This is a genomic window from Chryseobacterium urinae, assembly GCF_030518295.1.
GTDB classification, from domain to species: domain Bacteria; phylum Bacteroidota; class Bacteroidia; order Flavobacteriales; family Weeksellaceae; genus Chryseobacterium; species Chryseobacterium mucoviscidosis.
The window spans coordinates 21424-47362 of the sequence record NZ_JAULSJ010000027.1 but is presented as its reverse complement, the minus strand read 5'-3'; the positions used below and the strand labels follow the sequence as shown (position 1 = coordinate 47362).

At 32.7% G+C, this 25939-nt stretch carries 25 protein-coding genes and 8 tRNA genes; 31 read left to right on the top strand and 2 right to left on the bottom strand.

Annotated elements, in window-relative coordinates:
* The 13 genes from QWT87_RS15890 (at position 1) to QWT87_RS15830 (ending at position 6311) form a co-directional block, all read left to right on the top strand.
* A tRNA-Asp gene (locus tag QWT87_RS15890) sits at positions 1 to 72 on the top strand.
* A 5-nt stretch (positions 73 to 77) separates the two neighbouring features.
* A tRNA-Ala gene (locus QWT87_RS15885) sits at positions 78 to 152 on the top strand.
* Positions 153 to 156: 4 nt separating this feature from the next.
* Positions 157 to 228 (top strand) — tRNA-Gly (locus tag QWT87_RS15880).
* Positions 229 to 230: 2 nt separating this feature from the next.
* Positions 231 to 302, top strand: a tRNA-Asp gene (locus QWT87_RS15875).
* A 7-nt stretch (positions 303 to 309) separates the two neighbouring features.
* A tRNA-Arg gene (locus tag QWT87_RS15870) sits at positions 310 to 382 on the top strand.
* A gap of 7 nt (positions 383 to 389) precedes the next feature.
* Positions 390 to 461: transfer RNA gene (locus tag QWT87_RS15865), tRNA-Gly, on the top strand.
* A gap of 112 nt (positions 462 to 573) precedes the next feature.
* Complete coding sequence (locus QWT87_RS15860; protein ID WP_302717119.1) at positions 574 to 1092, top strand: hypothetical protein; 519 nt, start codon at positions 574 to 576, stop codon at positions 1090 to 1092.
* On the top strand, positions 1079 to 3007 hold the full coding sequence (locus tag QWT87_RS15855; protein WP_302717117.1) for a hypothetical protein: 1929 nt from the start codon (positions 1079 to 1081) through the stop codon (positions 3005 to 3007). Before QWT87_RS15860 ends, QWT87_RS15855 begins: the two co-directional genes overlap by 14 nt.
* Positions 3008 to 3013: 6 nt before the next feature.
* A tRNA-Ala gene (locus QWT87_RS15850) sits at positions 3014 to 3084 on the top strand.
* Between the two features lie 281 nt (positions 3085 to 3365).
* Positions 3366 to 4193 (top strand): SIR2 family NAD-dependent protein deacylase, encoded by an 828-nt coding sequence (locus QWT87_RS15845; protein ID WP_302717115.1) that lies wholly within the window; start codon positions 3366 to 3368, stop codon positions 4191 to 4193.
* Between the two features lie 11 nt (positions 4194 to 4204).
* Positions 4205 to 4273, top strand: a tRNA-Arg gene (locus QWT87_RS15840).
* Between the two features lie 361 nt (positions 4274 to 4634).
* On the top strand, positions 4635 to 5420 hold the full coding sequence (locus QWT87_RS15835; protein WP_302717114.1) for a TatD family hydrolase: 786 nt from the start codon (positions 4635 to 4637) through the stop codon (positions 5418 to 5420).
* Between the two features lie 135 nt (positions 5421 to 5555).
* Complete coding sequence (locus QWT87_RS15830) at positions 5556 to 6311, top strand: ThiF family adenylyltransferase (RefSeq protein WP_108411077.1); 756 nt, start codon at positions 5556 to 5558, stop codon at positions 6309 to 6311.
* A gap of 2 nt (positions 6312 to 6313) precedes the next feature.
* Here QWT87_RS15830 and QWT87_RS15825 read toward each other — a convergent pair whose 3' ends face one another.
* Complete coding sequence (locus QWT87_RS15825; RefSeq protein WP_108411076.1) at positions 6314 to 7072, bottom strand: response regulator transcription factor; 759 nt, start codon at positions 7070 to 7072, stop codon at positions 6314 to 6316.
* A 142-nt stretch (positions 7073 to 7214) separates the two neighbouring features.
* Here QWT87_RS15825 and QWT87_RS15820 point away from each other — a divergent pair, with 142 nt between their 5' ends.
* The 16 genes from QWT87_RS15820 (at position 7215) to QWT87_RS15745 (ending at position 23742) form a co-directional block, all read left to right on the top strand.
* Positions 7215 to 7832, top strand: coding sequence for a hypothetical protein (locus tag QWT87_RS15820; protein WP_302717111.1), 618 nt, complete (start codon positions 7215 to 7217; stop codon positions 7830 to 7832).
* A 16-nt stretch (positions 7833 to 7848) separates the two neighbouring features.
* Positions 7849 to 9582 carry a S41 family peptidase gene (locus QWT87_RS15815; RefSeq protein WP_302717109.1) on the top strand — a complete coding sequence of 578 codons (1734 nt, stop codon included), beginning with the start codon at positions 7849 to 7851 and terminating at the stop codon, positions 9580 to 9582.
* A gap of 44 nt (positions 9583 to 9626) precedes the next feature.
* A complete protein-coding gene (gene flmA / locus QWT87_RS15810) occupies positions 9627 to 9815 on the top strand; it encodes a FlmA family RiPP peptide (protein WP_108411243.1) in 189 nt (62 codons plus the stop codon).
* Between the two features lie 69 nt (positions 9816 to 9884).
* On the top strand, positions 9885 to 10070 hold the full coding sequence (flmA, locus tag QWT87_RS15805; protein ID WP_123906942.1) for a FlmA family RiPP peptide: 186 nt from the start codon (positions 9885 to 9887) through the stop codon (positions 10068 to 10070).
* Between the two features lie 50 nt (positions 10071 to 10120).
* On the top strand, positions 10121 to 11584 hold the full coding sequence (locus QWT87_RS15800; RefSeq protein ID WP_302717106.1) for a radical SAM/SPASM domain-containing protein: 1464 nt from the start codon (positions 10121 to 10123) through the stop codon (positions 11582 to 11584).
* A gap of 10 nt (positions 11585 to 11594) precedes the next feature.
* A complete protein-coding gene (locus QWT87_RS15795; RefSeq protein WP_302717104.1) occupies positions 11595 to 13469 on the top strand; it encodes a S8 family peptidase in 1875 nt (624 codons plus the stop codon).
* Positions 13470 to 13474: 5 nt separating this feature from the next.
* On the top strand, positions 13475 to 14290 hold the full coding sequence (locus tag QWT87_RS15790) for a JmjC domain-containing protein (RefSeq protein WP_302717102.1): 816 nt from the start codon (positions 13475 to 13477) through the stop codon (positions 14288 to 14290).
* On the top strand, positions 14287 to 14850 hold the full coding sequence (gene flmC / locus QWT87_RS15785; protein ID WP_185206781.1) for a FlmC family 2OG-Fe(II) oxygenase: 564 nt from the start codon (positions 14287 to 14289) through the stop codon (positions 14848 to 14850). Before QWT87_RS15790 ends, flmC begins: the two co-directional genes overlap by 4 nt.
* Entirely contained in the window at positions 14847 to 15104 is a 258-nt protein-coding gene (locus QWT87_RS15780; protein ID WP_108410325.1) for a hypothetical protein, read from the top strand. Before flmC ends, QWT87_RS15780 begins: the two co-directional genes overlap by 4 nt.
* The gene (locus QWT87_RS15775) at positions 15088 to 17445 is read left to right on the top strand and encodes an outer membrane beta-barrel protein (RefSeq protein WP_302717098.1); all 2358 of its coding nucleotides are present in this window, start codon (positions 15088 to 15090) and stop codon (positions 17443 to 17445) included. Before QWT87_RS15780 ends, QWT87_RS15775 begins: the two co-directional genes overlap by 17 nt.
* Positions 17442 to 17810 carry a hypothetical protein gene (locus tag QWT87_RS15770; protein ID WP_256038080.1) on the top strand — a complete coding sequence of 123 codons (369 nt, stop codon included), beginning with the start codon at positions 17442 to 17444 and terminating at the stop codon, positions 17808 to 17810. The genes QWT87_RS15775 and QWT87_RS15770 overlap by 4 nt, the downstream gene beginning before the upstream one ends.
* A 17-nt stretch (positions 17811 to 17827) precedes the next feature.
* Entirely contained in the window at positions 17828 to 19390 is a 1563-nt protein-coding gene (locus QWT87_RS15765; protein WP_302717095.1) for a glycosyltransferase family 9 protein, read from the top strand.
* Positions 19391 to 21040: an ABC transporter ATP-binding protein gene (locus QWT87_RS15760; RefSeq protein ID WP_302717093.1), complete on the top strand. Its 1650-nt coding sequence runs from the start codon at positions 19391 to 19393 to the stop codon at positions 21038 to 21040. It abuts the gene before it with no gap.
* Positions 21006 to 21902: a DUF6734 family protein gene (locus tag QWT87_RS15755; RefSeq protein WP_185206770.1), complete on the top strand. Its 897-nt coding sequence runs from the start codon at positions 21006 to 21008 to the stop codon at positions 21900 to 21902. Before QWT87_RS15760 ends, QWT87_RS15755 begins: the two co-directional genes overlap by 35 nt.
* Positions 21886 to 22410, top strand: coding sequence for a hypothetical protein (locus tag QWT87_RS15750; protein WP_185206768.1), 525 nt, complete (start codon positions 21886 to 21888; stop codon positions 22408 to 22410). Before QWT87_RS15755 ends, QWT87_RS15750 begins: the two co-directional genes overlap by 17 nt.
* Positions 22411 to 22422: 12 nt before the next feature.
* A complete protein-coding gene (locus tag QWT87_RS15745; RefSeq protein ID WP_302717091.1) occupies positions 22423 to 23742 on the top strand; it encodes a condensation domain-containing protein in 1320 nt (439 codons plus the stop codon).
* 41 nt (positions 23743 to 23783) lie between these two features.
* Here QWT87_RS15745 and deoD read toward each other — a convergent pair whose 3' ends face one another.
* A complete protein-coding gene (gene deoD, locus QWT87_RS15740) occupies positions 23784 to 24494 on the bottom strand; it encodes a purine-nucleoside phosphorylase (RefSeq protein WP_087708910.1) in 711 nt (236 codons plus the stop codon).
* A 139-nt stretch (positions 24495 to 24633) separates the two neighbouring features.
* Between deoD and QWT87_RS15735 the strand changes: the two genes are divergently transcribed.
* Both QWT87_RS15735 and QWT87_RS15730 read left to right on the top strand, forming a co-directional pair.
* A complete protein-coding gene (locus tag QWT87_RS15735; RefSeq protein WP_302717090.1) occupies positions 24634 to 25272 on the top strand; it encodes a hypothetical protein in 639 nt (212 codons plus the stop codon).
* An 80-nt stretch (positions 25273 to 25352) separates the two neighbouring features.
* Positions 25353 to 25937 (top strand): DUF4919 domain-containing protein, encoded by a 585-nt coding sequence (locus tag QWT87_RS15730; protein WP_185206762.1) that lies wholly within the window; start codon positions 25353 to 25355, stop codon positions 25935 to 25937.
* The last annotated feature ends 2 nt before the right edge of the window (positions 25938 to 25939 follow it).

Sequence of the window (25939 nt, the reverse complement as noted above, 5' to 3'; positions counted from 1 at the left end):
GGGTGAGTTCAGCAGGAAGAATACTGCCATGTCGCGGCGGAGGTCGTGGGTTCGAGTCCCACACGCTTTCCAAAACGGAGATAATAGTTTAATCGGAAAAATGTATTCCCTGCACGGAATAGATGCGGGTTCAAATCCTGCTTATCTCCCCAAACAGAAACGGTAGCTCAATGGAAGAGCATTAGTCTTCCTCACTAAGGGTCGCGGGTTCGAGTCCCGCCCGTTTCTAAGAGCGCATCGTCTAAATGGAAGGACACCGGCTTATCGTGCCGGAAATTCAGGTTCAAGTCCTGCTGCGCTCCCAAAATGGAGACAATAGTAATAAAAATGGAAAAATACATTCTCCTAAAATGAGTTGCGGGTTCGAGTCCTGCTTGTCTCCCAAAACTGAAATGGTAGCTCAAGGGAAGAGCGCTGACCTTCCAAGTCAGAGGCTGCAGGTTCGAATCCTGCCCATTTCACAATGAATACATAAGACAAAAGTTGTAGTTTAATCCGGAAAAATATATTCCGACCGAATAAGTTGTCGGTTCGATCCCGACCTTCTTTTGCTTTATCTTAAAAATAAAAGCCATGTTAAAAAAAGTATTAGTTTTTTTCGGAATTATTGATGAAGTGTATACCCCTGTTCCGATGCAGTGGAAAGAAAGACCGGTTGTTGAAAAGCTTCCTGAAACATCTAAACCTTTGGTACATAAAACAGAAAAAGTCATTTTGGAAACTTTGCCAAAACCTGTTCCCCAATCTGTAGAAAAAACGTTGGAAAAGCCTGAAAAAAAAGAAAAAGAATTAACCAGAACTGAAAGAAAAAGACCGGCTAATAATCATAATCCAATTGAAAACTTCTCAGAATTCACCAAAGATTTTAAAACTTACTGTCTTGAAAAAACAAGCAACCAGCATATGCTGAAAGCTAAAAATTACAGTATTTATGATAAAAACGGAGTTACGGAAACATTCATTACTTCAGAGGATTCTTTTATCACGCATAACGAACACAAAACGCTCCGCATCCAAAGCGAATGTTTTGTAAAATATATCCAGCAGGAATATAACCCCATAACAAGACTCATAGAAAATGCATACGACTAAACCCATACAACGATATAAAATATTTTCCGTAAAAGACTTCACGGAAGCTGTTTTTGATGAGAATGCATCTATAGAAATTTATGCTAAAAACACAGCCTTTGATTGTACTGAAATTAAAGGAAATCTCGTGTTGAGAGGGGAAGGCTGCAATTTTCCGAATCTTGAGACTGTAAAAGGGAATCTCTCCATAGATGCTCCCGACTGTTGTTTTCCGGAGCTGAAAATGGTAGAAGAAAATTTTACGATGCATTGCCCTGCAATGTTGGACCGGTTGGAAAAAGTAAGAGGCAATTTTAAATGTATTGTTGATTTCAGCTTTAAAAACTTAGCAACAATAGGAGGAAGCATTGAACTGAAAAATGCTGCCGTGTACGCAAAAAGTAAAAAGTTGGTACAGGGAAGAGTCGTTATCCCGATAAACCATCAGTATGAAGTTAAAAATCTTCCAAAAGACGGAATCTTTAATATTGATATTTTCGGAGACCATATTATGATACCGCATCAGGAAATCCGCGGAAGAATCAACATTTTTGGTAAAGAAATTTCCTTTCCGAATCTGGAATTCGTTCATGGAGGGCTTAAAATAGAAATCACCGAATCTTTAGCCGATGAATGTACCCATGATTTCCCTGTGCTGAAAAAAATGACAGGTAATCTTCGCCTTGTGCGGGCAAAACTTTCCTTTCCTGAACTTCAGGAAATGACGGGCACCATTCATCTTGAAAATGGTTCGTATGTTAACTTTTCTGCTTTGGAAATCTCTGGCGGAATTATGATCAATCATCGGTCCGGAGCTTCTTTTCCCGTATTGAAAGAAATAAACGGAGCATTGAAAAATCATGGTTCGGGAACCTGTTACTTAAATGCACTGGAAAAGATAAAAAGTACATTTTGTACCTATCAGATTTCGGCCCCGAATATTGTTGAAATCGGTGGAGATTTAGACATTCATGCATATACTCATAATAGATTTGATCATTTAAAGAAAGTCAGCGGAAGAATACTGGGTTCTTCAAAAGTTCAGCTTAAATCTCTGGAATATGTAGGAGTTTTAGATAATGCCAGTTTAGCAGGCTCTGAGTTTCCTGCTTTGAAGGAGGTTACGCATTATTTTTACGGAACACATACCGGACTGGAGAATGTGGCAAAAAATATTTATTTTAGAGTTACGGACAGTCTTTGCATTACAAAAGATCAGTTTATTGTCGGAAGGTCAAATTTTACTTTTGTTTTGAATTTGCAACGTCATTATTTTAAAAAGCTGATTTCTATTTTAAAACTTAGACACAGCAGCTTTCAGAATTTTAAAACACGGGAATTTGAAAGAGAGTGGACTCATTACAATACTCCGGTTTTTAATGATGTTTTAAATAGAATTGAAAAATTATGGGATAAAGTAGAGCCGATCGGTTTTGATGAATTTTTCAATGACAAAGACCGAAACTTTAAGCTTTTCTGTTTCAGTTATTTCGGAGTCGGGAATTTAATGAAAAACCTGAAAGCTGAAAAGATCAATCAGGCAGAAATTGAGGTTAATTATTTTGGATATGATGATAATGGAAATGAATATATAACGAAGAAAATCAATCAGTATGAAGTTCATCAGGTTGAAAATGAAAAACTCGGAATATTCGTCTGGGGTTCTGCAAACCGTTATTCTTATGCTGTAAAATGCTGGTGTCCCTCTACGGAAAAGGAACATTGGCTGTGGATTGAAGAAGCGTATAAAGACAATGCGTTAACGGCAATTGCATCCACTTTCAGAATTCATGAAAACATCATCCCACACATCAGATGTTTAAAAAGACAGGGAGATCTGCTGATTTGCGAACTGAATAAAAAAATTCCGCCGCGTGGTGCTGTAAGAGCTTTAACCGCTTCAGAATATTTCGGTCTTTTGGAAGCTGAAACCTAAAAATAAGAAACAGTAGTTTAATCTGGAAAAGCACTCCGAGCCCAGGAGCGTTGCAGGTTCGAATCCTGCCTGTTTCTGTTTTTTTAAAATTTAAAAAGCATTTTAGGATTAATCTTTTTCTCTCGCAGATTTTTTTTCATTAAGCCGACATAGGAAGCTGAAGCGTTAAGAAAATTAATCATGCGAACGTTAAAAAAATTCTACTGTTTGAGCGCGGTGAAAATATTAAATCAAAAAACAAATACCAAATTCGCGCGAGTTTTAGAATTTTTAGAGAACATTATTAATTTTTAGCGTAAGATTCCAAGTCTTGAACTTTTGTTTTGCTTCAAGGCAAAAGAAAATTAAAATGAAAATCATGAAAGAATTACAAACCATATTAAATACAATCCTCAAAGAAAAACAAGGATACATTACTTTCCTTACCGGAGCCGGAATTTCTGCGGAAAGCGGACTTCCGACTTACCGCTCAATCGACGGAATCTGGATCAAAGGAACAAAATATCACCGTCCGGAAGAATTCGGGAAGTATAAATATTTCAGCCAGAATCAGGAAGAAGTATGGCAGTACAATCTGTTCTGGAAGAAAATGATTGCCGAAGCAAAACCTAATTTAGGACATTTGGCGATTACGGAAATTGAAAAGCTTTTAGGTGAAAGATTTAAGCTAATTACTCAAAATGTTGACGGGCTTCACCAAAGATCGGGAACGCAGAATGTCTATGAAATTCATGGAAGCAAGCAGAAAGTACGCTGTTCAAAAGAATGCAGCGAACCTTTCGATTTTCCTGAAAATATTAAATTTAAAGAGTATACCGAAGATTTAACAGCAGATGATATCGACGATCTGAAATGTAAAAAGTGCGGAAACTGGCTTCGTCCTCATACTTTATGGTTTGATGAAAGTTATAATGAAAAATACTATCATTTCGATACAGCGTACAACATTGCAGACCATACAGATATTTTATTTGTAGTCGGAACTTCGGGATCAACGGCTTTGCCTGTAAATATTGTGGAAACAGTAAAAATACGTGCAAAATGGATCGTCCTGATCAATCCTGAGAGCGATACGTATTTTGATTATATTTTAAAAGGAAGCAAAACATTATTTTCGGTACAGGAAAGCAGTTCAAAAGCACTTCCAGAATTAAAGGAGATGATTGAAGAAATTATAAACGCTTAAATTTTCATACGGAAGCAGTAGTTTAACGGAAAAGCGCATCATTCTAAGATGAGTTGCAGGTTCAATTCCTGCCTGTTTCCCTTTTTTTGATTCATTTTTTGTCTTGCTGGTTTTAGAGATAGGAAGGGTAGGAAAACAGATAAAAATGCTTTTGGAATTAAAAACATGACTAAAAAAATAATAGAATTAAAAATAAACAGTCACTAAAGGACATAGGAAGCTGAAGCGTTAAGAAAATTAATCATGTGAACGTTAAAAAAATTCTACTGTTTGAGCGCGGGAGCTATTTAGAGCCGAAGGACAAATGTGAAATTCGCGCGAGTTTAGAATTTTTAGAGAATATTATTAATTTTTAGCATTCAGATTCCAGGTCTTGAATTTTTGTTTCTTTTGCTTCAAGGCAAAAGAAATATGTCCAATAAAACTAAATTTAATAAAGAAATGAACACATTAATCGATATTGGTATAAACTTAACCAATAAACAATTTTATGACGAACAGGAAGAAATAATCAACCGCGCACTCGACAATGGAGTAGAGCAGATGATTCTTACAGGAACAAGCATTCGTGGAAGCCAAGAATCTGCGGAAATTGCAGAAGACTATCCCGAAATTCTGTTTTCAACGGCGGGAATTCATCCTCATGATGCAAAATCTTTCAACAGCGAAAGTATTCCAGCATTAAAAACATTATTAAAACAAGACCACGTTGTTTCCGTAGGAGAATGCGGACTGGATTTCGACAGGGATTTTTCACCAAGACCAGTTCAGGAAAAATGTTACCGCGCCCAGCTTGAACTTTCGGTTGAAGTGAATAAACCGCTTTTTCTTCATGAAAGATCTGCCTTTAAAAGATTTAATGAAATAACGGATGAATATTTGTCTAAACTTCCAAAAGCCGTCGTTCATTGTTTTACAGGAACTTTACAGGAAGCCAAAATATATCTGGATAAAGGCTTTTATTTAGGGTTTACCGGAGCCATCAGCGATCAGAACAGGTTTAAACATTTGGAAGAAGTTATAAAATATGTTCCACTCGACCGGATGATGATTGAAACCGATGCGCCATTTATGCTTCCGAAAAATATGCCGAGAATGCAGAACCGCAGAAATGAACCTTCCTTTTTACCGTATGTAGCACAGACGATTGCCCATCTGAAGAAAATCAGCATAGCAGAAGTTGCAGATGAAACCACGGAAGTCGCCCGTAATTTTTTCAGGATATAAAAAAAGAGTTCTACAGATGATGTAAAACTCTTTTTATTTTGTTATAAATTACTGTATGTTGTTTTATTATTTTCTAGTCATTAGTGTAGTCTCAATGTAATGTCATATCAATATATTTGTAAAAAATAGTTAAAAATGAATGATCGTTATTCCAGAAATCGCTTATATGTAACTGAAGAAGAACAAAATCAGATTAAGGATATTCCGATTCTTCTTGCAGGCAGCGGAATTGGGAGTAATATTGCCGAATGTGCTTTAAGATTTGGTTTTGAAAACATTACTATTATTGATGGGGATGTGGTAGAGAACTCAAACCTTAACAGGCAAAACTATACATTTTATGACATTTCGGGATACAAAGCAGAGACTTTATACAATAGATTAAAAAGTATTAATCCAGAGGCGAAACTTCAATTTTATAATGAATTTATTACTGAAGATAATTTGCAGAAAATTATCGGGAAAAATAAAATTGCCATCAATGCTTTGGATTTTACCAGCGATATTCCTTTACGTTTTGATAAAATATGCCAAAAGAAAAAACTTCATATTTTGCATCCTTATAATCTCGGTTGGGGAGGGTTGGTGACTGTTATTGCTCCGAATGGTCTTCCAATAAGCAGTCTTACAAATGATAAAAATTTTAATGAGCTGAAGATGGTAGAATATGTTGCCGGATATTTAAGATTCTGGAAGCAGCCGCACGAATGGTTGGAAAACATCATCGAGGATTACAAAAACGAAAAAGAAAGTCTGCCACCACCACAATTATCAATTGCTTCGTGGACGGTCGCGGCAATGTGTACACATATTATGTTCAATATTGCAACTCATAAATCTTTTAAAGTATTTCCTGAATTTTACTTAAATACCATTATGCAGAGCGTTTAAGCTTACAGAAGTTTATTATTCGTAACATAAGCCAAAGCTTCTGTAATGTTAGATACACCCAATTTTTCGAATAATTTTCTTCTGTGGAATTTTACGGTATCTGCAGATATAAAAATCCTTTGCGCTATTTCATTAATCGTTAAACCCTGAGCATACAGCCTAAGAATTTCCAGTTCTCTTTCGGAAAGTCTTAGTTTTTTTCTTAAAGTCCATTTTTCTGCAACAAGATTGTATTCCCAAATGTCATCTGTTCCCTGTTTGTATATATTAATATTACCTGAAGAGCTGTTTGGCGATAATGATACAATACACATCGCTTTCCACATTTTACCGTCTTTCGATAAAAATAATGGTGTAAGCTTATGATTGATAAGAATTGCTGATTTATTTTCAGTCACAAGATGAAAGTCATAAGATATAGTATGCAGCTTTCTTTCTTCTACGGGAAGTTTATCAAAAAAATTGAACCCCGCTTCATTTATTTTAAAAAGTAGTTCCAGATCATCTTTTGTTACGTTCTTGAAATAAAAAAGATATCCAAGATTCTGTACTTCTTCGGGTGTGCAGTTGCATAGAAACAAAGGATTATCCGAGACGTATTCAAAAATTTTCTTTTCATAATCTATTACATATAAACTTTGATATGTAAGCCTTGAAAAAGCTTTGATTACTTCAAGATAATTTTCTGTTTCAAATGCTTCAGCACCCAGATTATTTTCTATTCTGTTCTTATAAGAGAAAAACTTATTTACTTCATCCATTATTATTCAGTGTTTTTATTTACACCAAGGTGTGATTTAATTGTTTGTAGCAAATCTACACAAAAGTGTAGTAAATAATGCAATTCACTACAATATTTTTACAAAAGAAAACAAAACGATGCATAATTTAAATTTTAACTCTATGGATAATATTACTTTATACAGTCTGGCAAAATTTGTTGTAACGGAAAATTTTCAGCACCATGAAGGGCGTTATGATTTAAATAATTTTGAAGAAGAAACAGAGAGTGTATATGAAGAGGAAATCAGCTACTGTAATTCTAAAGTTTTTGTTTCTACGGATAATTCCGGGGATATCATGGGATCAATCAGAACAATAAAGTGGAACGGCTATGATGTTTTACCGATGCAAAAATTATTTTATATCGATCCGCTATGCTTTCTTTCAGATGAAGTAACAAATATCTGGCATATTGGAAGATTTGCAATAAAGCATGAATGTGATAAAAGAAGTTTCCGGCTTTTTAAGACTTTAATGGTTTTTGCTTTAAATGAAGTTTGCAAAAGCGAAGAATCTGTTGCGTTGGCAGAATGTGATTCAAAATTATTGAGAATATTGAAGGCTTTAGGAATTGAAGCTGAAATTTTAGCCGACCCGATTCATTATCTGGGTTCAGAAACTATTCCTGTATTGTTTAAATATAATACTCTGAAAGAGTTTCTTAATAAAAACTATTATTTGCTATCCGATACGAATGTTTTGGAAGATATTTCTTCTATAGTGAAACAGTCAGCTTAAAAAAGATATAAATAAAATGAGAGCTTTAGTTTATATAATTTTATTAATAAGTAATGTATACTATGCGCAGAAGATGCAGTTTGCATATCTGGAGAAGAATGTTGATACATTATATTATACAAAATCAGATTACATAAACTACAACATTCCCAGTGTAAATGATTTTAATATTAAAGGAAGTTCTTTTAATATTAATAAAGATAAAAGGATTTTATTAATAAAAAAACACTCTGTTGAGCATGATTCTTCTGATGCAAGTGTAATCTTTCAGCTTTTTTCAAAAAATATAGAAACATTAAGTATAAAAGATCCGGCTACACAAAAAGTAATTTTTAACATAAATCCAAAAAACGGATATAAAGAAATTGAAACAATACTTCCAGGTTTAGACAGAAAATTACTGTCAGAAATTAAAGAAATTGATTTTGAGATTGTAAAGAAAGATCCGGATAGAGAATCGGTGTGTGAAATAAAAAATCTTATTATAGGAAATATAAAGATTCAGAAAAAAAACTTTCTGCCAAATTCCTTATCAGGAAAGATGTCCGGAACAAGGTATGATTCTTATGGTCTTTATAAATCTTATCCGAAGTTCGATAAAGAAGAAGACAATAAAGGGACACTATACTTTAGATTACAGAATAATAAATCTGAGTATAAAAGTATAGACAGCCTCATTAGCATTATAGAAAAAAATTATCCTTTTGATTTTGCGAGACCCGTAAGTAGAGTTGCAAAAATAAAAGCAGATACACTTAGCGGAATGTGTAATTATATTTCCGGAGTCGACAGCTATATCAGACAGAAATATAATGATCCTCATTTTTCCATTAAAATGAATGGTTGTAAAACAAAAAACAAATCAACAGGTGTATTATTGTATAGATTGAAAGAGGGTTACAAAGTATCCGCGATTTTGGATGATAGCTTAAAGAATAAACTCTATTTAGGAGAATCCATTGTCAGAATCGATGGAACAGAAATTCAAAAACTTTCTTCAGAAAGAGCAAACGAATTGCTCTTGAAAGAACCAAATGGAGTCTCAAAACTTGAATTAAAAAATTCAAAAGGAGAAGTAAGAACTGTTGAATATACACATAAAGATTCATATAAAATACCTTCGAATTTTGTACAGAAAACTGAATTTTCAACAATAAATGATGAGATAGTTTATCTGAAAATAAAACATATTGATAAGGATGCATTGTATATTTTTCTTGAAAATCTGCCTGAGATCAAAAGCAAAAAAAAGTTGGTTATAGATCTTAGAAACAATGGAGGAGGAGACTTTTTGATAGGAGCACAAATACTTTCATTATTTATCCCGGACGAGTTTAAATACTATCAGTTGAGAGATAAATTTTCAGGGAAAAATGAAGACGTAATTGTGAATAAAAATCTTTCTGATAACATTATCAGCAACAAACTGGAACTTCGTGTTTTAGTAAATAAAAATACTTCGTGTGTATCTGAGCTTCTTGCTTATAACCTGAAAAAATATTTTAAAAATACAAAAGTAATCGGGATAGAACATACGGCGGGTGCTTTAGCTACACTTTACGAAGTCCTACTGGAAAACAACAATAACATAAAGTTCAGAACAAACGCCTTTACCAGAAGCATTATTATGCTGGACGGAAAAAGTATAGAAGGTAAAGGGATCTCGCCGGATATTCATGTAAATATCAGGAAGATCGAAGACTTACAGCCTTACAATGATAAGGTTTTAATAACGGCTATTTCGAAATAAGCATAAACAAACAAATTATTAATCATTTAAAAAAATTTAACAAAATGAAAACAGAAATCAACAACCCAGAAACTGTTCAAATCGAATTAGAAAAAACTGAATTAGTAAAGCCAACTCCAATTGATGATATGTTATCAAACGAAGTAGAAGCTTTATGCGAATCTTTCGGATGTGGTTACAACGCTGGTAAAGCGTCTGGAGACACTACAGAAGATACAGACATCTTATTCTAATTAAAAGGTATATAGGCATTCAGCAAATGCTGATTGCCTATTTCTTACAAAAATTTTAAACGGGAAAAAATGGAATCAAAAGTAAATCCTGAAACCGAAGAATCTGAATTTGAAAAATCAGAACTGGTAAAACCGCAACCTATCGAAAATAAGTTGGTAGATGAAGCAGAAGCTCTGTGTGAATCATTTAACTGTAGTTATTTTACAGGGAAAGCATCGGGCGACACTTCCAATGATGACGATATTCTTTTCTAACCGTAAATGTCGTTGATAAACGGTCTATTTAATCTTTAATCCTAATAATTATGATTTTAAAACTTAAAGCCAATCCATATAACTTTCTTATTCCTGTAGAAGAAGAAAATCAATTTATTCTTTATAATTCTCTTACCAGCGGATTGGAAGTATTAAATTTTGAAAATGGACAATTTCTTTTGGAGAAGAGTCAGTATTCTTTTTTTATACACGATGAAAGCGAAGGACGGTTTAATGATCTTGTAAAATATTTGTATGATAAGGAATACATTATAGAATCGGATAAAGATGTAAGATCATTATTTTCCAGATATACCGATGAAAACCAGTACAAATTTGCGAAAACAATCAATCTTACTATTGGAACTACCATTACATGTAATATGGGATGTTCTTATTGTTTTGAATTTGTAAAACCCAATCATACATTAAAAGAAGATAAAGTAAAACAGGGAATAAAAGATTATATAGAGGATCTTGTTTTAAAATCAGGAAAAGAGATTGAGACCCTTTCTATAACTTGGTATGGTGGTGAACCGCTGATTAATGTAAAAGCAATTCAGGATCTCACGGTAAGTCTAACAGAAATCGCAAGGAAGTATAATCTAAAGTACGTGTCGAATATCATTACGAACGGAATTTACCTTAGCGAAAAAAACGTAAAAATTCTTGAAGACTGTGATGTGCACAGCGTACAGATTACCATAGACGGTGCAAAAGAAACTCATGATAAGAAAAGACCTTTAAAGCAGATCAACAAAAAAAACTACGAAGTTATTCTTGAAAATCTTTCTAAAGTTCCTAAAGATTCTAAAATACAGTTCTTAATAAGAATAAATGTAGACAAAGAGGTTGCCGGGACAATAGATACATTTTTAGATGATCTCAAAAATATGAATATCTGGCCGGAAAAATTTAAGCAGGTATCATTTGATCCTTCATGGTTACGTACGTATGAAGAGATCGAAACTTCAGAAGAAGAACTGGAAAAAAGAATGAATCTTGATGAATTCTTCGATTTTAAAATGAGCTTCAGAAAAAATATTATGAACAGATTTAATGCATGGAGCGATGAAACCAATCTGAAAATAAAATCCAAGCTGAAATGGGATCTTCCTAATTACCAGACAACATGTGCAACATGGGCTTCACCGATTAGTATGACGATTGATCCGAACGGTTATATTCACAAATGCTGGGAAACAATTCATGATGATTCTCATGCTCCTGCTTCAGTATTTGAAGGATATAACGCAGAGAAATTTACAAAACATTCTTCATTCAACAGGTTCAAGCATAATGAAATATGTACCAACTGTAAGGTTTTACCTATCTGCGACACAATTACATGTTCGCACGAAGCTATAAAAGCGAATGTACCGATCTGCAGTTCATGGAAATATAAGTTGGAAGATTACTTAAAAGAACAATACATCAATATGCTTTATTCTCCGGAAACCATCTCAAGACCACAGATTAATGTATTGGAAAATACAGGGCATTCTGCAAAATAAAATTGAAGTTATGATTATAGGAATTATTGATACAGGAGTAGACCATACCCATCAGAGACTTAAAGAATGTGATATTAAAGGTATTACATTGTTTAAAGATTTTTCAGGAAATATCATCACTAAAGAAAATGAATTTAGTGATCATAAAGGTCATGGTACAGGAATCGCCTCAATTATCAATTCGCACCTGAAATCATGTAACTTATATGTTATAAAGCTCGATTCTCATAATCATGTTATATCAGAAGATCTTTTAACAGAAGCTATCTCCAGAATGGTAGATTGTAATGTGAATATCATCAACATAAGTATGGGGATAAATTCCGAGATCACGCCTGCTAAAATGCAGCATGCAATCAACAGATCCTATGAAAAAGGAATTCCCATTTTTGCAGCCAATTATTATGATGCTTCGAAACAATGTTTTCCTGCTAATTTTACACAGACATTTTCTATAGGAACAGGTTATATTAAAGAAAAACAAAGTTTCAAAGTACTGAATGACAATTACGATATTATTGCCAAGGGAGGCTTTCAGAGAGTTGCCGTTCCCAATCGTTCTTTTGCTTTCAGTGTAGGAACCAGTCTTGCAACAGCACATATTACAGGAATTGTAAGCAATGCTTACAGGAACGAAGAATGGAAAACTATTCCGGATCTTAAAAAGTGGCTCGAAGAAAATTCTGATAAGAGTATTTTCAGCCTTACAAAGCATGATACGGAAATCAGTCGGAATATCATAAACATCAGAGAATACATTAAAGAAGATATTACAGCTCTTACGAAAGTTTTAAAGCCATCTCAAAACTTCAGAAAGCTGGCTCTTTTTCCTTTTGATGAAAAAGAAATACAATCGATTATCGAAAATAAAGAACAGTCTGAATACGACATTTCTTTAATCATAGACACACCAAGAAACATCATTCATAAAGAAAAAAATACAAATGGGATTCCCTTAACAAAGAAACTTGAAGATGAGGATTTTCTCTTATTTGATACTTTGGTTGTAGGATATTTTAATGATCTGAAAGATGAGATCAACACATTATTCGGATTAAAGCTAATTACGGAATGTCTCAGGAGAAATAAAAATTTTATTCTCTGGGATGCCTCAGTAAAATCGATCATTAAAAATATTATTAAAAATGAAAAGATCCATTACAAAGGAGAGATTTTTTTAACGCATATTGACCGCCAAATGAAGAAAGATATTTACATGAACATTTCTTCTTCATTCGAAACAACGATCCCTTCAATTTGTGTTATAGGAACCAACAGCAAACAGGGAAAATTTACGACCCAGCTAAAAATTAAAAAAGTTCTGGAAAAAAGCAATTATAAAGTTTCCTTTATCTCAACAGAACCGCAAGGCTGTGTTTTGGGTGCAGATTCTGTTTTCCCTTTCGGGTACAAAAGTTCTGTAAAAGTTGAAGCTGAAGAATGGTATCATATCATTAACGGATTAAAAAATTATTCAAAGCAAAAGAAAAATCCGGATGTAATTATTACGGGAATTCAAAGCGGAATTTTGCCCAAACATCCTGTATATGTTAATAAATTACCGGAAAAACTTATTTATACAAATGCTTTTTATCCTGATGCAATTATATGTACAATCAGTCCCGATGATACAATAGATTTTATAAAGAGAACGGTTGAAGCCGTAAAATCTTTTAATTATTGCGATGTACTGTTCTACTGCCTTACTCCGTGGATTATAAAACATGAAAAGGGAATTACTTTAAAAACCAGACTTACAGACAAGGAATATGATGAAAAACTGTCTTTCTACTCCGAAAATCTTGATAAGCCGGTGATTGATATAAAGAATGATAAAAATGAAACGGTAATAATAAAACAAATTCAAAATTTTTTTAAAAAATAAACACCATGGATTATAATAAAGTTTTTGATCAGATAAAAGACAAACTTCCTTCGATAGAGATTAATGATTTTTCTGATCTTACGGCAAAAGATTTCAAAGCAAAATATGGTTATCCGGAAGTTCCGGTACTTTTGAAATCAAGATTTAAAAACCTGTATGAAAGTATTGATTTTGAAGAACTGGAAAAAACTTTCCATTCAAAAGACTGGGAATTCGAATCTACTGAAGAGAAGGAAGCCAGTAAAATGAGCTTTAAAAGCTATTCCGAGAGTGGCAGTACTGCATATTATCTGAGATTAAATATGAAAAGCATCGATTTTCAAATACATGCTCCACAGATTTTTGAGTGTTGGTACAAATCTTATCCTACTGAAAAAGAAAAAAAAGAACTTACATGGCTTTATTACGGAAATAAAAATACATTCACAAATATTCATACCGATGTTTGGAAGTTTAATTCTTGGCTTCTTCTATTGAAAGGTAAGAAACTATGGTTTATTTATCCCAAAGCATATAATTCTATCATTAAAAAAGAAAAAGAAAAATTCGGTATTGAAAATATTCAAAATTTACTGAATAGTAATATAAAACCATTAATGGTAGTTCAGAATCCCGGGGAAATGATGTATGTACCAAGTGATACTTTTCATTTTGTGATCAATCTTGAAACCTCACTCGCATACACAGGAAATTTCATGAATGAAACCAATTATGAGAACGTAAAACAGTTTTTTGCAAAATCTGACAATAAAAACAATAAGAAGTTCATCAATAATATTATCGCGACCGGAATGACCAACTTTAAAATAAGAAACTTATGAAACTGAGACAGGAAACCATAGAAGATAAAAATGTCTACATTGTGGATGATGTTCTTACACAGACAGAAGTAGAATCATTTTACAAGTTTGCAAGTTCGCTGAGCTATGCCAGAACGGAAAAAAGTAATCATGCAGATCAGTTCCCCAAGTATGTAGTTAATTTTGATACAGAAAAATTTGAAAATAATACATTTTTAGGAAAAAAATCCAAAGAACTTCTTAATCAGTTTGTCAAGGATTCAGAGGATTACAAACTTTTCAGAGCCTACATCAATCTGTCTCTTTACGGAGACGTAGAATTTCCTCACAGAGATTGCCCGAAAGACAGAGGAGATATTACCATACTTTACTACATCAATGAGTATTGGGAGAAAAATTATGACGGAGAAACCATTTTCTATGCAGAAGGAGATTCACAATTCTGTGTACTTCCAAAACCCGGAAGATTCGTGGTTTTTAACGGAGATATAGAACACAAAGGAGGATTACCTTCCAGAATCTGTAAAACCCCCAGATATACCTTAGCGGTAAAATATTGTTATAAAAACTTAGAACTATGATAAGTACAGAACAAAGAATTGTTGCTATTTTGGATACGATTACCTCCCAAAACAGCATTTTTAGTGAGATGACCACCGAGGAAAAAATACAGACTTTACCTTCAGAATCAATGCTTACATTACAGTTTATTACCTATCTGGAAGAAGAGTTTGATATTGAATTTGAAGATGATGAGCTTGATATTTCCTTTTTTGAATCTATCGGAAAAATTACTGCAGCAGTAATGAAACATACAAATGAAAAAACTGTTTAATACATATAATTTTTATTTTCTTTTTTTAGGGATATTTCTTCATGCGCAATATTCTGTAGAAGGAACGGTATCTGGTAATTCTTTACCTGTAAGAGATATACAGGTATTGCTTCGTGCCGAAAAAGACTCAGCTGTAGTTGCCAATTCTTCTACCGAAAAGGATGGGAAATATCTCTTCAGAAATGTTCCGAAAGGAGGATATATTCTTCAGCTATTATATCCAAATAAGGAAAAATTTAGAAATATTTTCGTAGATAAAAATATTAAACAGGATTTCACACTAAACTCCGAAAAAGAAAGTGTAATTGAAGGTATTGTGATAACCGCGGCTCCAAAATTAATCACAAGAGAACTTAATAAAACCACAATTAATATCTCCAGATCTATATACAAATCCGGAGATAATGGATATACATTGATGAATATTGTTCCCGGAGTTAATGCAAATATTGCCAATGGAATACAGTATCGTGGTCAGCAAGGAGTTTCGGTTTATGTTAATGGAAAAAAAATAAGAATGTCTGGAGCACAGCTTCAGAATTATCTGAAGTCTATTTCTTCTGTATCCATTGAAAAAATAGAATTTACTTCAGAAACGGGATCAGAATATGAAGGGGACGAAAAAAATGCAGTCATAAATATTATCTTAAAGAAAAATTATAACTACGGACTGAGTGGATATATCTATGAAAATATTCAGCAACACAGATATACGAGCTTTTCTTCCGGATTTGGACTCAATTATAAAACGAATAAAGTAAATTATTTCTTAGGATACAATAATTATATAGGTAAAAGCTATTCTGATAACGATGAAATTCAGAAATATACTCAGTCGAACTTTTCGACCATTCAGAAAGAAAAATATGTAGAGTCTCCCAGATATAACGAATTAAAAGCAGGAATTGATTACGAAATTACATCCAGACATATTCTGACTGCCGATTATACTTTTTCTGTAAATAATATAAAATCTACAGGAAAAACCAATCTGGAATATTTCAGAAACACGAGAGACTCTTTAGACTTTATTAATAATTCAAAAAAAATTAGATTAGAAAATCATTTATTAAATATAAGCTACAAATATAAGATCGATTCTTTAGGAAGTAAACTGGAGACAGGATATAATTATATTGGCTACTTTAATAATTATGCTTCCAATGTAGATTCGTTTTTTTATCTGAACGATGATTCACAAAGAAGAGCTCTGGATTTTCTCCAAATACAAAATCCTCTTTCTGTTGATATGCACATTGGTTATGCAGATCTTTATTATGTCTTTAATCAAAATAATAAATTGAGACTGGGAACAAAGTTTATCTCTTCTTTAAGTAAAAATGAAATAGATTACTCGCAGACTTATCAAAGTTCGGATTACAGATACAAAGAAGATATATTATCTTTTTACAGCAGTTATCAGAGCAAAATAGGTTCCGTTTCATTTAATATTGGAGGCAGGGTTGAGCGTACTGCATATCATGGAGAAGATTCTTTCTCGCAATATCAGATTGATGCAGACAGGTGGAATTTTTTTCCGTCAGTATTTTTACAGAAAGATCTGGGAAAAGGAAATATCAACTTTTCTTACAACAGAAAAATAACAAGACCATCTTTCCAGTTGCTGAATCCTTTTAAAGATATAGAAGATACAAGATTCATTAATGTAGGAAATCCTTCATTAATGCCTTTTTTCCAGAACAATTTTAAGATGTCTTATTTGCTGAAAGATAAATACTCTTTCGAAGCAGGATTAAATACAACAAAAGGTATGATCAGCGAAGTATATTATTTGGATAATCTTGAAAATATTACTTACAAAACCTATGCAAACCTGAATAAGGAAAACGAAATGTATTGGAATGTTTTTATTCCGGTCGATATTACAAAATGGTTTAAGCTGAATATTTTTACAAGCAACAGCTATAAACAGGTAACTTTTGATAGCGAAAAGGTAAGTGTGTTTTGTCCCTATTATTCATTATCTGCAAAATTGACACTTCCGCACAAATATTATTTGGATATCAATTACGATTATAAAGGCAAATCGTTATGGAACAAATATTTTCTGGACAGTCAGCAAAGTCTGAACTTTACGCTAAGAAAATCTTTCTTTAAAGACGCCTTGTCACTAAGCTTTGATGCAGTAGATCCTTTCCGGCTGAGAAAGATTAAAATAAATATTGATGAAAATGATTTCACAAGGAGTATTGTTAACAGACTTCCTACAAGATTTTATTCTTTGGGACTTACTTACAACTTCAATGCAGGTAAAAAAAATACTCAAAGAGAATCATTTGATAACAGCAATGCCGAACAACAAAATAGATTAAACAAATGAAAAAATTAACAGTTTTTACAGTACTAATGATGTTCTGTCTTACAACAACATCATTTTTTTATCAGAAAGAATGGGAAAATGAAATCTCGGAATGCGGAATCAGGATGAAATTCGTAAAGCTGCATAAAAAAGTGAAGTTTGATATTCCGTGCCAGTCTCAAAGCAAAAACTTCGTGATAGAACATCATTTAAAAGATCAGTCCGTGAAGTTGGAATTTTTCAAAAAAAATAAAGAACTGATAAAAAGTATTGAGCTCTCCGGAGAATCTAAAAAAGAGATTTCACTAGCTGGGTATGAAAAGTCTTTTACGGTACAGATAAGCTCCGTTGGAAGCTCAGGATCTGTTTTGATAAGACCTAATTAAAACAAACTTCTTGAATCATGAAAAAGCAAATATTAATAGTTCTGGATCACCATTGTCTTTTTAAAGAAGATGAATGGGATCCTGATGTTATCCGTCAGCTCATCGCTGTGCTTACGATTTTTCATCATGAAGAAATAATTTTTGCAGACCGGGATCAAAAAGTAAAGAATTTGTTTTTGCCGGAAGAATTGATGAAGAATGTATCATTTAAAAATGATTTTAATAAAAATGAAACAGATGAATATGATGTCGTGATCGCTCATTATCATTCAGAAGCCGACTTTTTTAACAGTCAGAAGGAAGGCAGATCTTTTGAAAATGTTTATTTCTTTAATAATAAAAGCAATCCTAATTTAAGTTTTCCAGGTATTGCAGAATATATCAAACAACAAAAATTACACTTTGACATCAAATCAATTAATGAAAAACTTGAGAATTTTTTGACACTTAATATTCTTCCGGCTGAAAGTGAGCAATATGAAATAAATATAACAAAGTCTGGAAAGATCTGTATTGTATGCGATTTCAATCAGAATTTCTTCATCGGAGACAGTTGCTTTTGGTATTATGATCTTAACTATAAGCTGTTTGTTCTTAACGAGAAACAGCCTTCTAAAAAGATTGATATTTATGTTACCGGTGTAAGAAATTATCATCATATCGAAAGGATTTATTCGTCATCTTTTCCTGAAAATGTAAGACTGCTTAATTCTTCTGTTAGTAGTATAGATTTTAAGAAATATGATCTTGTTATTGCAGAATTTCTGTTGTATTATAATGTTAAAAACAAAATTGAGAACAACTCTCAACCGGTTTTAACCTATACATTTCCGGTAGATCATGAGAAAAATAAGAGATTTCATTCTATTGCTTTCGGAAAATATTTTATGCTTGATGATCTCAAAAGACAGCTTTTGTACAACAAAAAGCACTATAATAAAATTGAAATAAAAAAAGAAGAAATAAATGATGCAGATCTTTGGCTCGAATCTCACGGAATAGAAAAAGAAGATAAAATATTTGCTTTAATTAATGAGGCATCCCAAGCTGAGAAAATAATAGATCAAAAAGTCTTTCTGCAAATCATACAATGGCTTGTAAAAGAGAAAAAATATAAAATACTATTGTTCAGCCAAAGTAACGACCTGAAGAATATTTTGAAAAAAGATTTAAAGCCTGATATTTTAAATAAAATTATTTTTCCGGGAAAACTGGGGATAAGAAAAGAAATGTCTTTAATGGCATCAGATTATGTAGACGGAATGTTGTCGCCTTGTACAGGTCTTGCACATTTATTCAACGGCATTAATTATTATCTGCACAACATCCTCGAAAAAGAAAGAAAAAAATGCATCGTCTATACAGGGAAACAAACCTATGTTAATGATTATCATCCCTTGCTGTGGTGGAATTTTAAATATGTAAACTGTCTTTCTTACATTACTAAAAATGGAGAGGCATTTCTTGCCGAAAAAAAAGACATTCTTACAATCAGAAATTTTGATGAGGTATCACTTTTTCCTAACAAAATTCCGCATAAAATTTTGTGCGATAAAATAGAAGAAATACTAGAAAACTAAATGTTCAGATTTTATTTTCATATCATTAAAAAATATATCAGGCACTATATTTTGCTTATTGTATTGTTTGTTATTACCAATGCTTTGTCACTGGTAACTCCTTATGCTTTGAAAATTATCATAGATAAAACCATTCCTCAGGGAACCTATGAAGATCTTGTAAAAATCGTTCTGCTGCTTTTGGGATGTTATATTATAAGAATCGGGTTTTCATTCTATTCCGGGATCTTGTATGTAAATGTAAGCCGAAAGATCATTGCAGACATCCGAAGAGTTTTATATAAAAATTTGCTTAAAAAAGATACGTCATTTTTCAAAGAAAGTAAAACAGGCGAACTGATATATCTTTTAACCAATGATGTGGATAAAGTACAGAACTTTTTTTCTTCGACATTGCTTAATTATATCAACAACAGTATGGTTGTGCTCGGGGTTCTGGGAGTTATGTTTTATTTTAACGTAAGTCTTACTTTGGTAAGTTTAGTGGTTTTACCTTTTTTGATCATCAATACATTTGCCTTGAAAGGAAAAATTAAGAAAACGTATTTGAAATTAGTAGACATCGAAGGAAATATCTATAATTATTTCTTAGAAAGAATAAGAAACATACGGGTTCTTAAAAGTAACAATGTTCTCTCCGAAGAAATACAAACTCTCAATAATTATCACAATACATGGCGCGAAAATGCAGTTGAAAATACATACTGGAATGGGATAAGCTCAAATATTACAACCTTCTTAATTGCCATTGGTCCGCTTATCATTCTTTTGTACGGAGGAAAGCTTGTATACTCCGATTTAATGACAATAGGTACCCTTATCGCTTTTATACAATACCTAAACAGGATTTACGCACCTATTATCGGGCTTGCAGCGGGAGCCAACGAATTTTTTCAGTCAAAAGTTTCAATGAAAAGAATCTACGATAACATTACCGAAGAAGAAAATACGGATGATTTAAAAGAAGAAGTCCTTGAAGTTTCAACGATTACATTAAAAAATATAACAGTTAAATATCATGAAAAATATATATTGAAAGACTTTTCATACACTTTTGACAGTGGGAAAACATATGGAATAAAAGGCAAAAGCGGAATTGGGAAAAGCACTATGGTCAATCTCATTATGAATTTTATCAATCCGGATTCGGGGCATATCAATATCAATAATATTTCTATTGATAAGGTTAAAAATCTCACCTCTCTTATTGGTCTGATTGAAAAAGAAAACCAGCTTTTTCATGATACGGTAATTAATAATATTAAATACGGAGCAGAAAAAGAAAACATCATGGAATTTCGTGAAATTATCAGGATTATCTGCCTTTCCAATGTTATTGATCGTCTGGAAGATCATGAAAATACGACCATCACTTTTAGCGGAAGTACTCTATCCGACGGAGAAAAGCAGAGAATAGCCATTGCGAGAATATTTTACAAACAGCCCGAAATCATCATCTTCGATGAAGCTACAGCATCGCTGGATGTAGGTTTGGAAAGGATTATTCTTAAAAATATCAGAGAAAAATTACCCAATGCGATCATTCTGATCATTTCCCATAGAAATAATCTCCATGAATTTTGCGACGAAATAATCGATTTTGAAAAACTAGCCTATGAAAATAATACAAAGTTATTGGTCACATCCTGACTTATCCACAAGAAATCAGAGAGAATTTATTAAACTAAACCTTAATAAGTACATGACTTTTGCTCTGAGTGTTTTAAGAGCAAAAAAGTTTTACGAAAATGTAGAATTATATACCGACAAAGTTGGAAAAAACCTTCTTATAGATCTATTGGAACTTCCTTATACCAAAGTTCATGTCTGTCTTGATGATCTTACTAAAAAGTACGGAGAATACAATCATGTCTGGGCATTAGGGAAAATTTATACTTATTCATTACAAGATGAGCCTTTTTTTCATGTTGATAATGATGCCTTTATTTGCAAACCACTTAAGGATTTCCATAATGCGCCTTTAGTTGCCCAGTCTTTTGAAATGGATAACGGACATCACAAATACAACCTGCGAAAATTAAAAAGACAGCTTGCATTTTTTCCTGAATTTTTAAATACAGATTCAGAAATGTTAAAAGACGGATCCCAGTATAATGCAGGAATTATAGGAGGAAACGATCTGGATTTTTTTAAGAATTTTTGCAGAGAATCATTTCAGTTTGTAGATAAAAATTTACATATCCTAAATGATCTTCAGGGTGAGAATATATGTTTCCCGTGTATTTTTGAGCAGTATTTATTTTCGTGTTTTGCACACCATCAAAAACGAGAAATAAAGACATTGTTGCCGATGCCTAAAACACCCTTGGATAATTTTAATAGTTTACTGGATTTTCATGACAGACAAAATACATTGTTTATACACCTTATCGGAGATCATAAAAAAGAGGCCCACAATATGTGTATTGTCGCAGAAACCCTTTGGCAGGAATTCCCGGAATATTACAACAGAATAATCAAAAAATACAATACTCATGAAGTTACTTTCTAACGAACTTACGACTGCATGGATAAATAATAATCTGTCTCATGTGGAAATACAAGAAGAGATCAGAAAAATAGAGAATCATATCCAAATAAATAATATTTACAGGATAAGTAAAGAGCAATTGCTGGAATTTGAAGAAAATCACTTGTTGGAAACCAACAGAATTCTCAGTTTATCGAAAAATAAATTTCTGGATGTAAAACTTCAGTGTAATCCCTTTGTTTCCGTGTTTAACAGTCAATATACCTATACCTCTCACAGTAAAGAAAAAACAATTGCTTTAATTCCTAAGTATATAGCATTTGCAGAGCCTAGAATACTTCCGTTATACCTTATGTACGAAAGACGGTTTTTTACACAATTCCTTTCTTTACCCAAAGTATTTTCAGGCGTTGAATTGGTTGAGAAAAGCTCTTTGAAAAACGGAAGAGATCAGCAGTCATACTGGGAAGATTTCTATGAATATATGCTAAAACGGTTTTTATCAGTTTTTTTGGTTACACCCGCTTAATTTTATAAAACCATGGAAATTAAATATCATTATCCTTTTATCCGACAGATTAAGGATTTTTACAGGTATCAAGCTCAGGGAAATATTTTTCTGGAAGTTGATATCAATTTTAGAAGAATAGATTTAAATAAAATTAATAGCGCAATAAGGAAACTGCATCAAAAATATACACTTCTGAATTGCAGATTTATACTGGAAAATGATATAATCTATTTGAAAGAGTTGCCGCAAAATAATATCGATTATTTTAGAACATTACCGGAGGAATCTGAAACAAAAAATCCCAATGAATATTTTCATCCGATACGCATCGAAAATCAATCATTAAGCATTTACGATGCTCCTTTAATGTATTTTCATATTTTCAGGCATAAAGAAATGCTTATTTTCAAAATATTTGCACACCATATGATCTGTGATGCCAATGGTCTGCAGAAAATTAAAAATGATCTGATTGATTATTACGGAGGGGCAGAAGTTACAGAAGTTTTTGATTTTGGTCAGTATGCTGTGAAAAGAAATAGTAAATTATTTAAGACGTTGGAATCGGATCAAAAATATTGGATAAATATTCTTAAGGAATACGATGGTACAATAATTAAAGATATTGATTACGAGTGTTTTAATGATTTAAATTATGATGATAAAATAAAAAGTTTAGTTAAAGATAAGTATTATACACCTGTGGATGACTATTCAAAAAAAGGACAGTCATATTTCCACGCTTTTACAATTCAAAACTTTGCTGAAATTCAGAATATCATTAAGAAAAAAGGAATCAGTTGGGTGAGTATATTCATGCATGTTTTTGCTAAAACGATTTATCCTTATCAGGGAAAATCTCTCATAGGTCTTTTAGTTTCAGGAAAAAATGATATTTTTTCGATTAACAGTATTGGAGAATATTCCGGAGAATGCTTTTATCCAGCAGCAGATTACCCTTTAAGTACTGATGAAATCATTAAAACAGCAAAGAATTTCATGACTTTATCAAAACATCTTGTGTATAATTACGCCTTGCTCAAATGGGATGAAGAAAAATTTTTCAGAAAAATATGTAAATCTTTCATCAATCTTTCTGTTATCGATTTTAATGTCTATGAAGAAGAGAAAATAAATACTTTTGAAAATATTGATCTGATTTTTCTTGAGCTTGAGCCGCTTTTCTTCTTGTCAAAGTCAGATGGATCAGTATATGTTAACTGGAGGTTTAATACTTCTGTAACTAGTACGGAGCAGATGAAACAAATTGCTGATGACTTTTCAAATACTTTCAATGAATGCTCAAAAACGATCTGTGAAGAAAATACAATGATCGATCAACAAGTATGATCTTAAAAAAGAAAAAAGTTGCACAGATCTGTGCAACTTTTTTACAAACTCTTAATCCCCGCTTCCAAAGCAAGCTCAATCATTGGTTTCAAAGCCTTTTCTCTTTGGTCTGCCGAAATATTTTCGTGGGTAGGTATAATATCCGAAACCGTAAGAATCGTTGCCGCATTTTTTCCTAAATGTTTAGCATTGGCAAATAATCCGAAAGCTTCCATTTCTACCGCCGGACAGTTATATTTTGTGGCAATTGCTGGAATTGCAGGATCTTTTCTGTAAAAAATATCGCTGCTGTGGATGTTCGTCGCTTTTGCCGTTAAAGACATTTCTTTTGCCGTTTCGTTGATGGTATTGAAGATATTTCCCTGATGAGAAATGCTTTCCTCTTCAATTCCCCATGCGAATTTTGCGTAGGTGCTTTCACTGGCTGCATTTTCCACATTCAGAAGATCATACACTTTCAGGTCTGTGGTATACGCACCGCAGGTTCCGATTCTGATGATCGTATCTACATCATACTCTGTAAAAAGTTCAAAAGAGTAAATTCCGATGCTTGGAAAGCCCATTCCGCTTGCTCCCACAGAGATTTCCTTCCCTTTATATAAACCTGTGTAATATAAAATTCCTCTGGTCTGGCTTACCAGTTTAGCATCTTCCAAAAAGTTTTCCGCAATGTATTTGGCACGCAGCGGATCTCCGGGTTGTAAAACAACTTTAGCAATTTCTCCTTTTTTTGCACTGATGTGGATACTCATAATTTTTTATTTGAAAGGGCAAAGATATAAAATTGTGATTTCTTAATCCTTGAACAATGATTTTTTAATTAAAGATTTATAATCAACTTACCTTCAAAATTTTCAATTCGAAAAGAATATTTTTTATTTTTGTTAAATGATGGAAAAAAAATCAGCTTTTTTAGACACTTTATTTCTCCTTCGAAAAGAAGAATGCATCACCATTTTCTCAGATATTCATGAAATTTCCAAAAAAGAAGAACAGGATGCCGCAGATTATTTTCAGGCTGAATTTGAAAAAGAAAGGCTTGAATTTTTATCCGATACACTTGTCTGCGATACAGAAACAGCAGTCTGGGCTGCCAAAATAGTCTATTACAGTGCGCAGCTTCATTTAATAAGAGAAAATACGGCTAAAGATTTAAACAAATTAATTCCGTCTTTCAAAGGGAAAAAAGACATTTCAGCCATGTTATCTGCGGATTTATCACTTCGGTTTTTACCACAGATTGTTTCTGCTTTACAGGTTTCAGATCCGGAAGATCCTTTGGTGAAAATGCTGGAAAATATTCTGAAACAATTTCACTATTCAGCAGTAGGATTTGATCTCGATCTCGAAGACACCAACTGGGAAGAAGAATTAAAAGACAAAACCTACCGAAAGCTCTATCTGGAAAGAATTGTAGAAAAGAAATCCTATCAGCTTGCAGAAATTCCTTACCTCAATAATCTGTTGACTGCCGAATTTGGCTTGCATAAAGACGTATTTTGGAAAGAATTAAAAACAATAGATCATTAAAATTTTACGAATTCTGCGTTTAAAAAGAAACGATAAACCAGAAGCTCTTTAGAAAAAACTAAAAACAATAACCTAAGAGAATGAGAGAAAAGACTGTATTTGATTTTGTGGCAGATCCTACAAAAGAAAATTTTTTAAAACACAGAGAATTGATTATCACTAATCCTGATTACGATCCTGATTCTGATGATTTGGAAATCATGAAAAAACTATATGAAAATAAGGAATATGATAAACTGAATTATTACGTTACCATTAATGTTTTATTAAGTCCAAGAGCACATTTTTTAAAATTTATTTCTTTAAATGAGATAGGAAATACAAAAGCCGCAGAAAGTATAGTATTTATCTGTCATAATATTCTGAATTGTATAGAAAAAACAGGAGACGGAACTATAGAAAATCCTTATATTGTTATCAGGGCTTCCGATGAAGATGACCTTCTGGAGCTTCGTTTAAGCAAAAAATATCTTCAGAAAAGATTAATTCAGCATGAAGATAAATATTTAGATGTATTAACTCTTGAAAACGGTTCTGAATTGTATTTTGATGTTACTGATGCTTATAAGAGATCTAAATTTCTCTTGGATAAAGAAAAATCGGAAGGAAAAAAAGCAGAAAAGCCAAAAAAGAAAAGCTGGTGGAATTTTTTAAGTAAAAACTAATT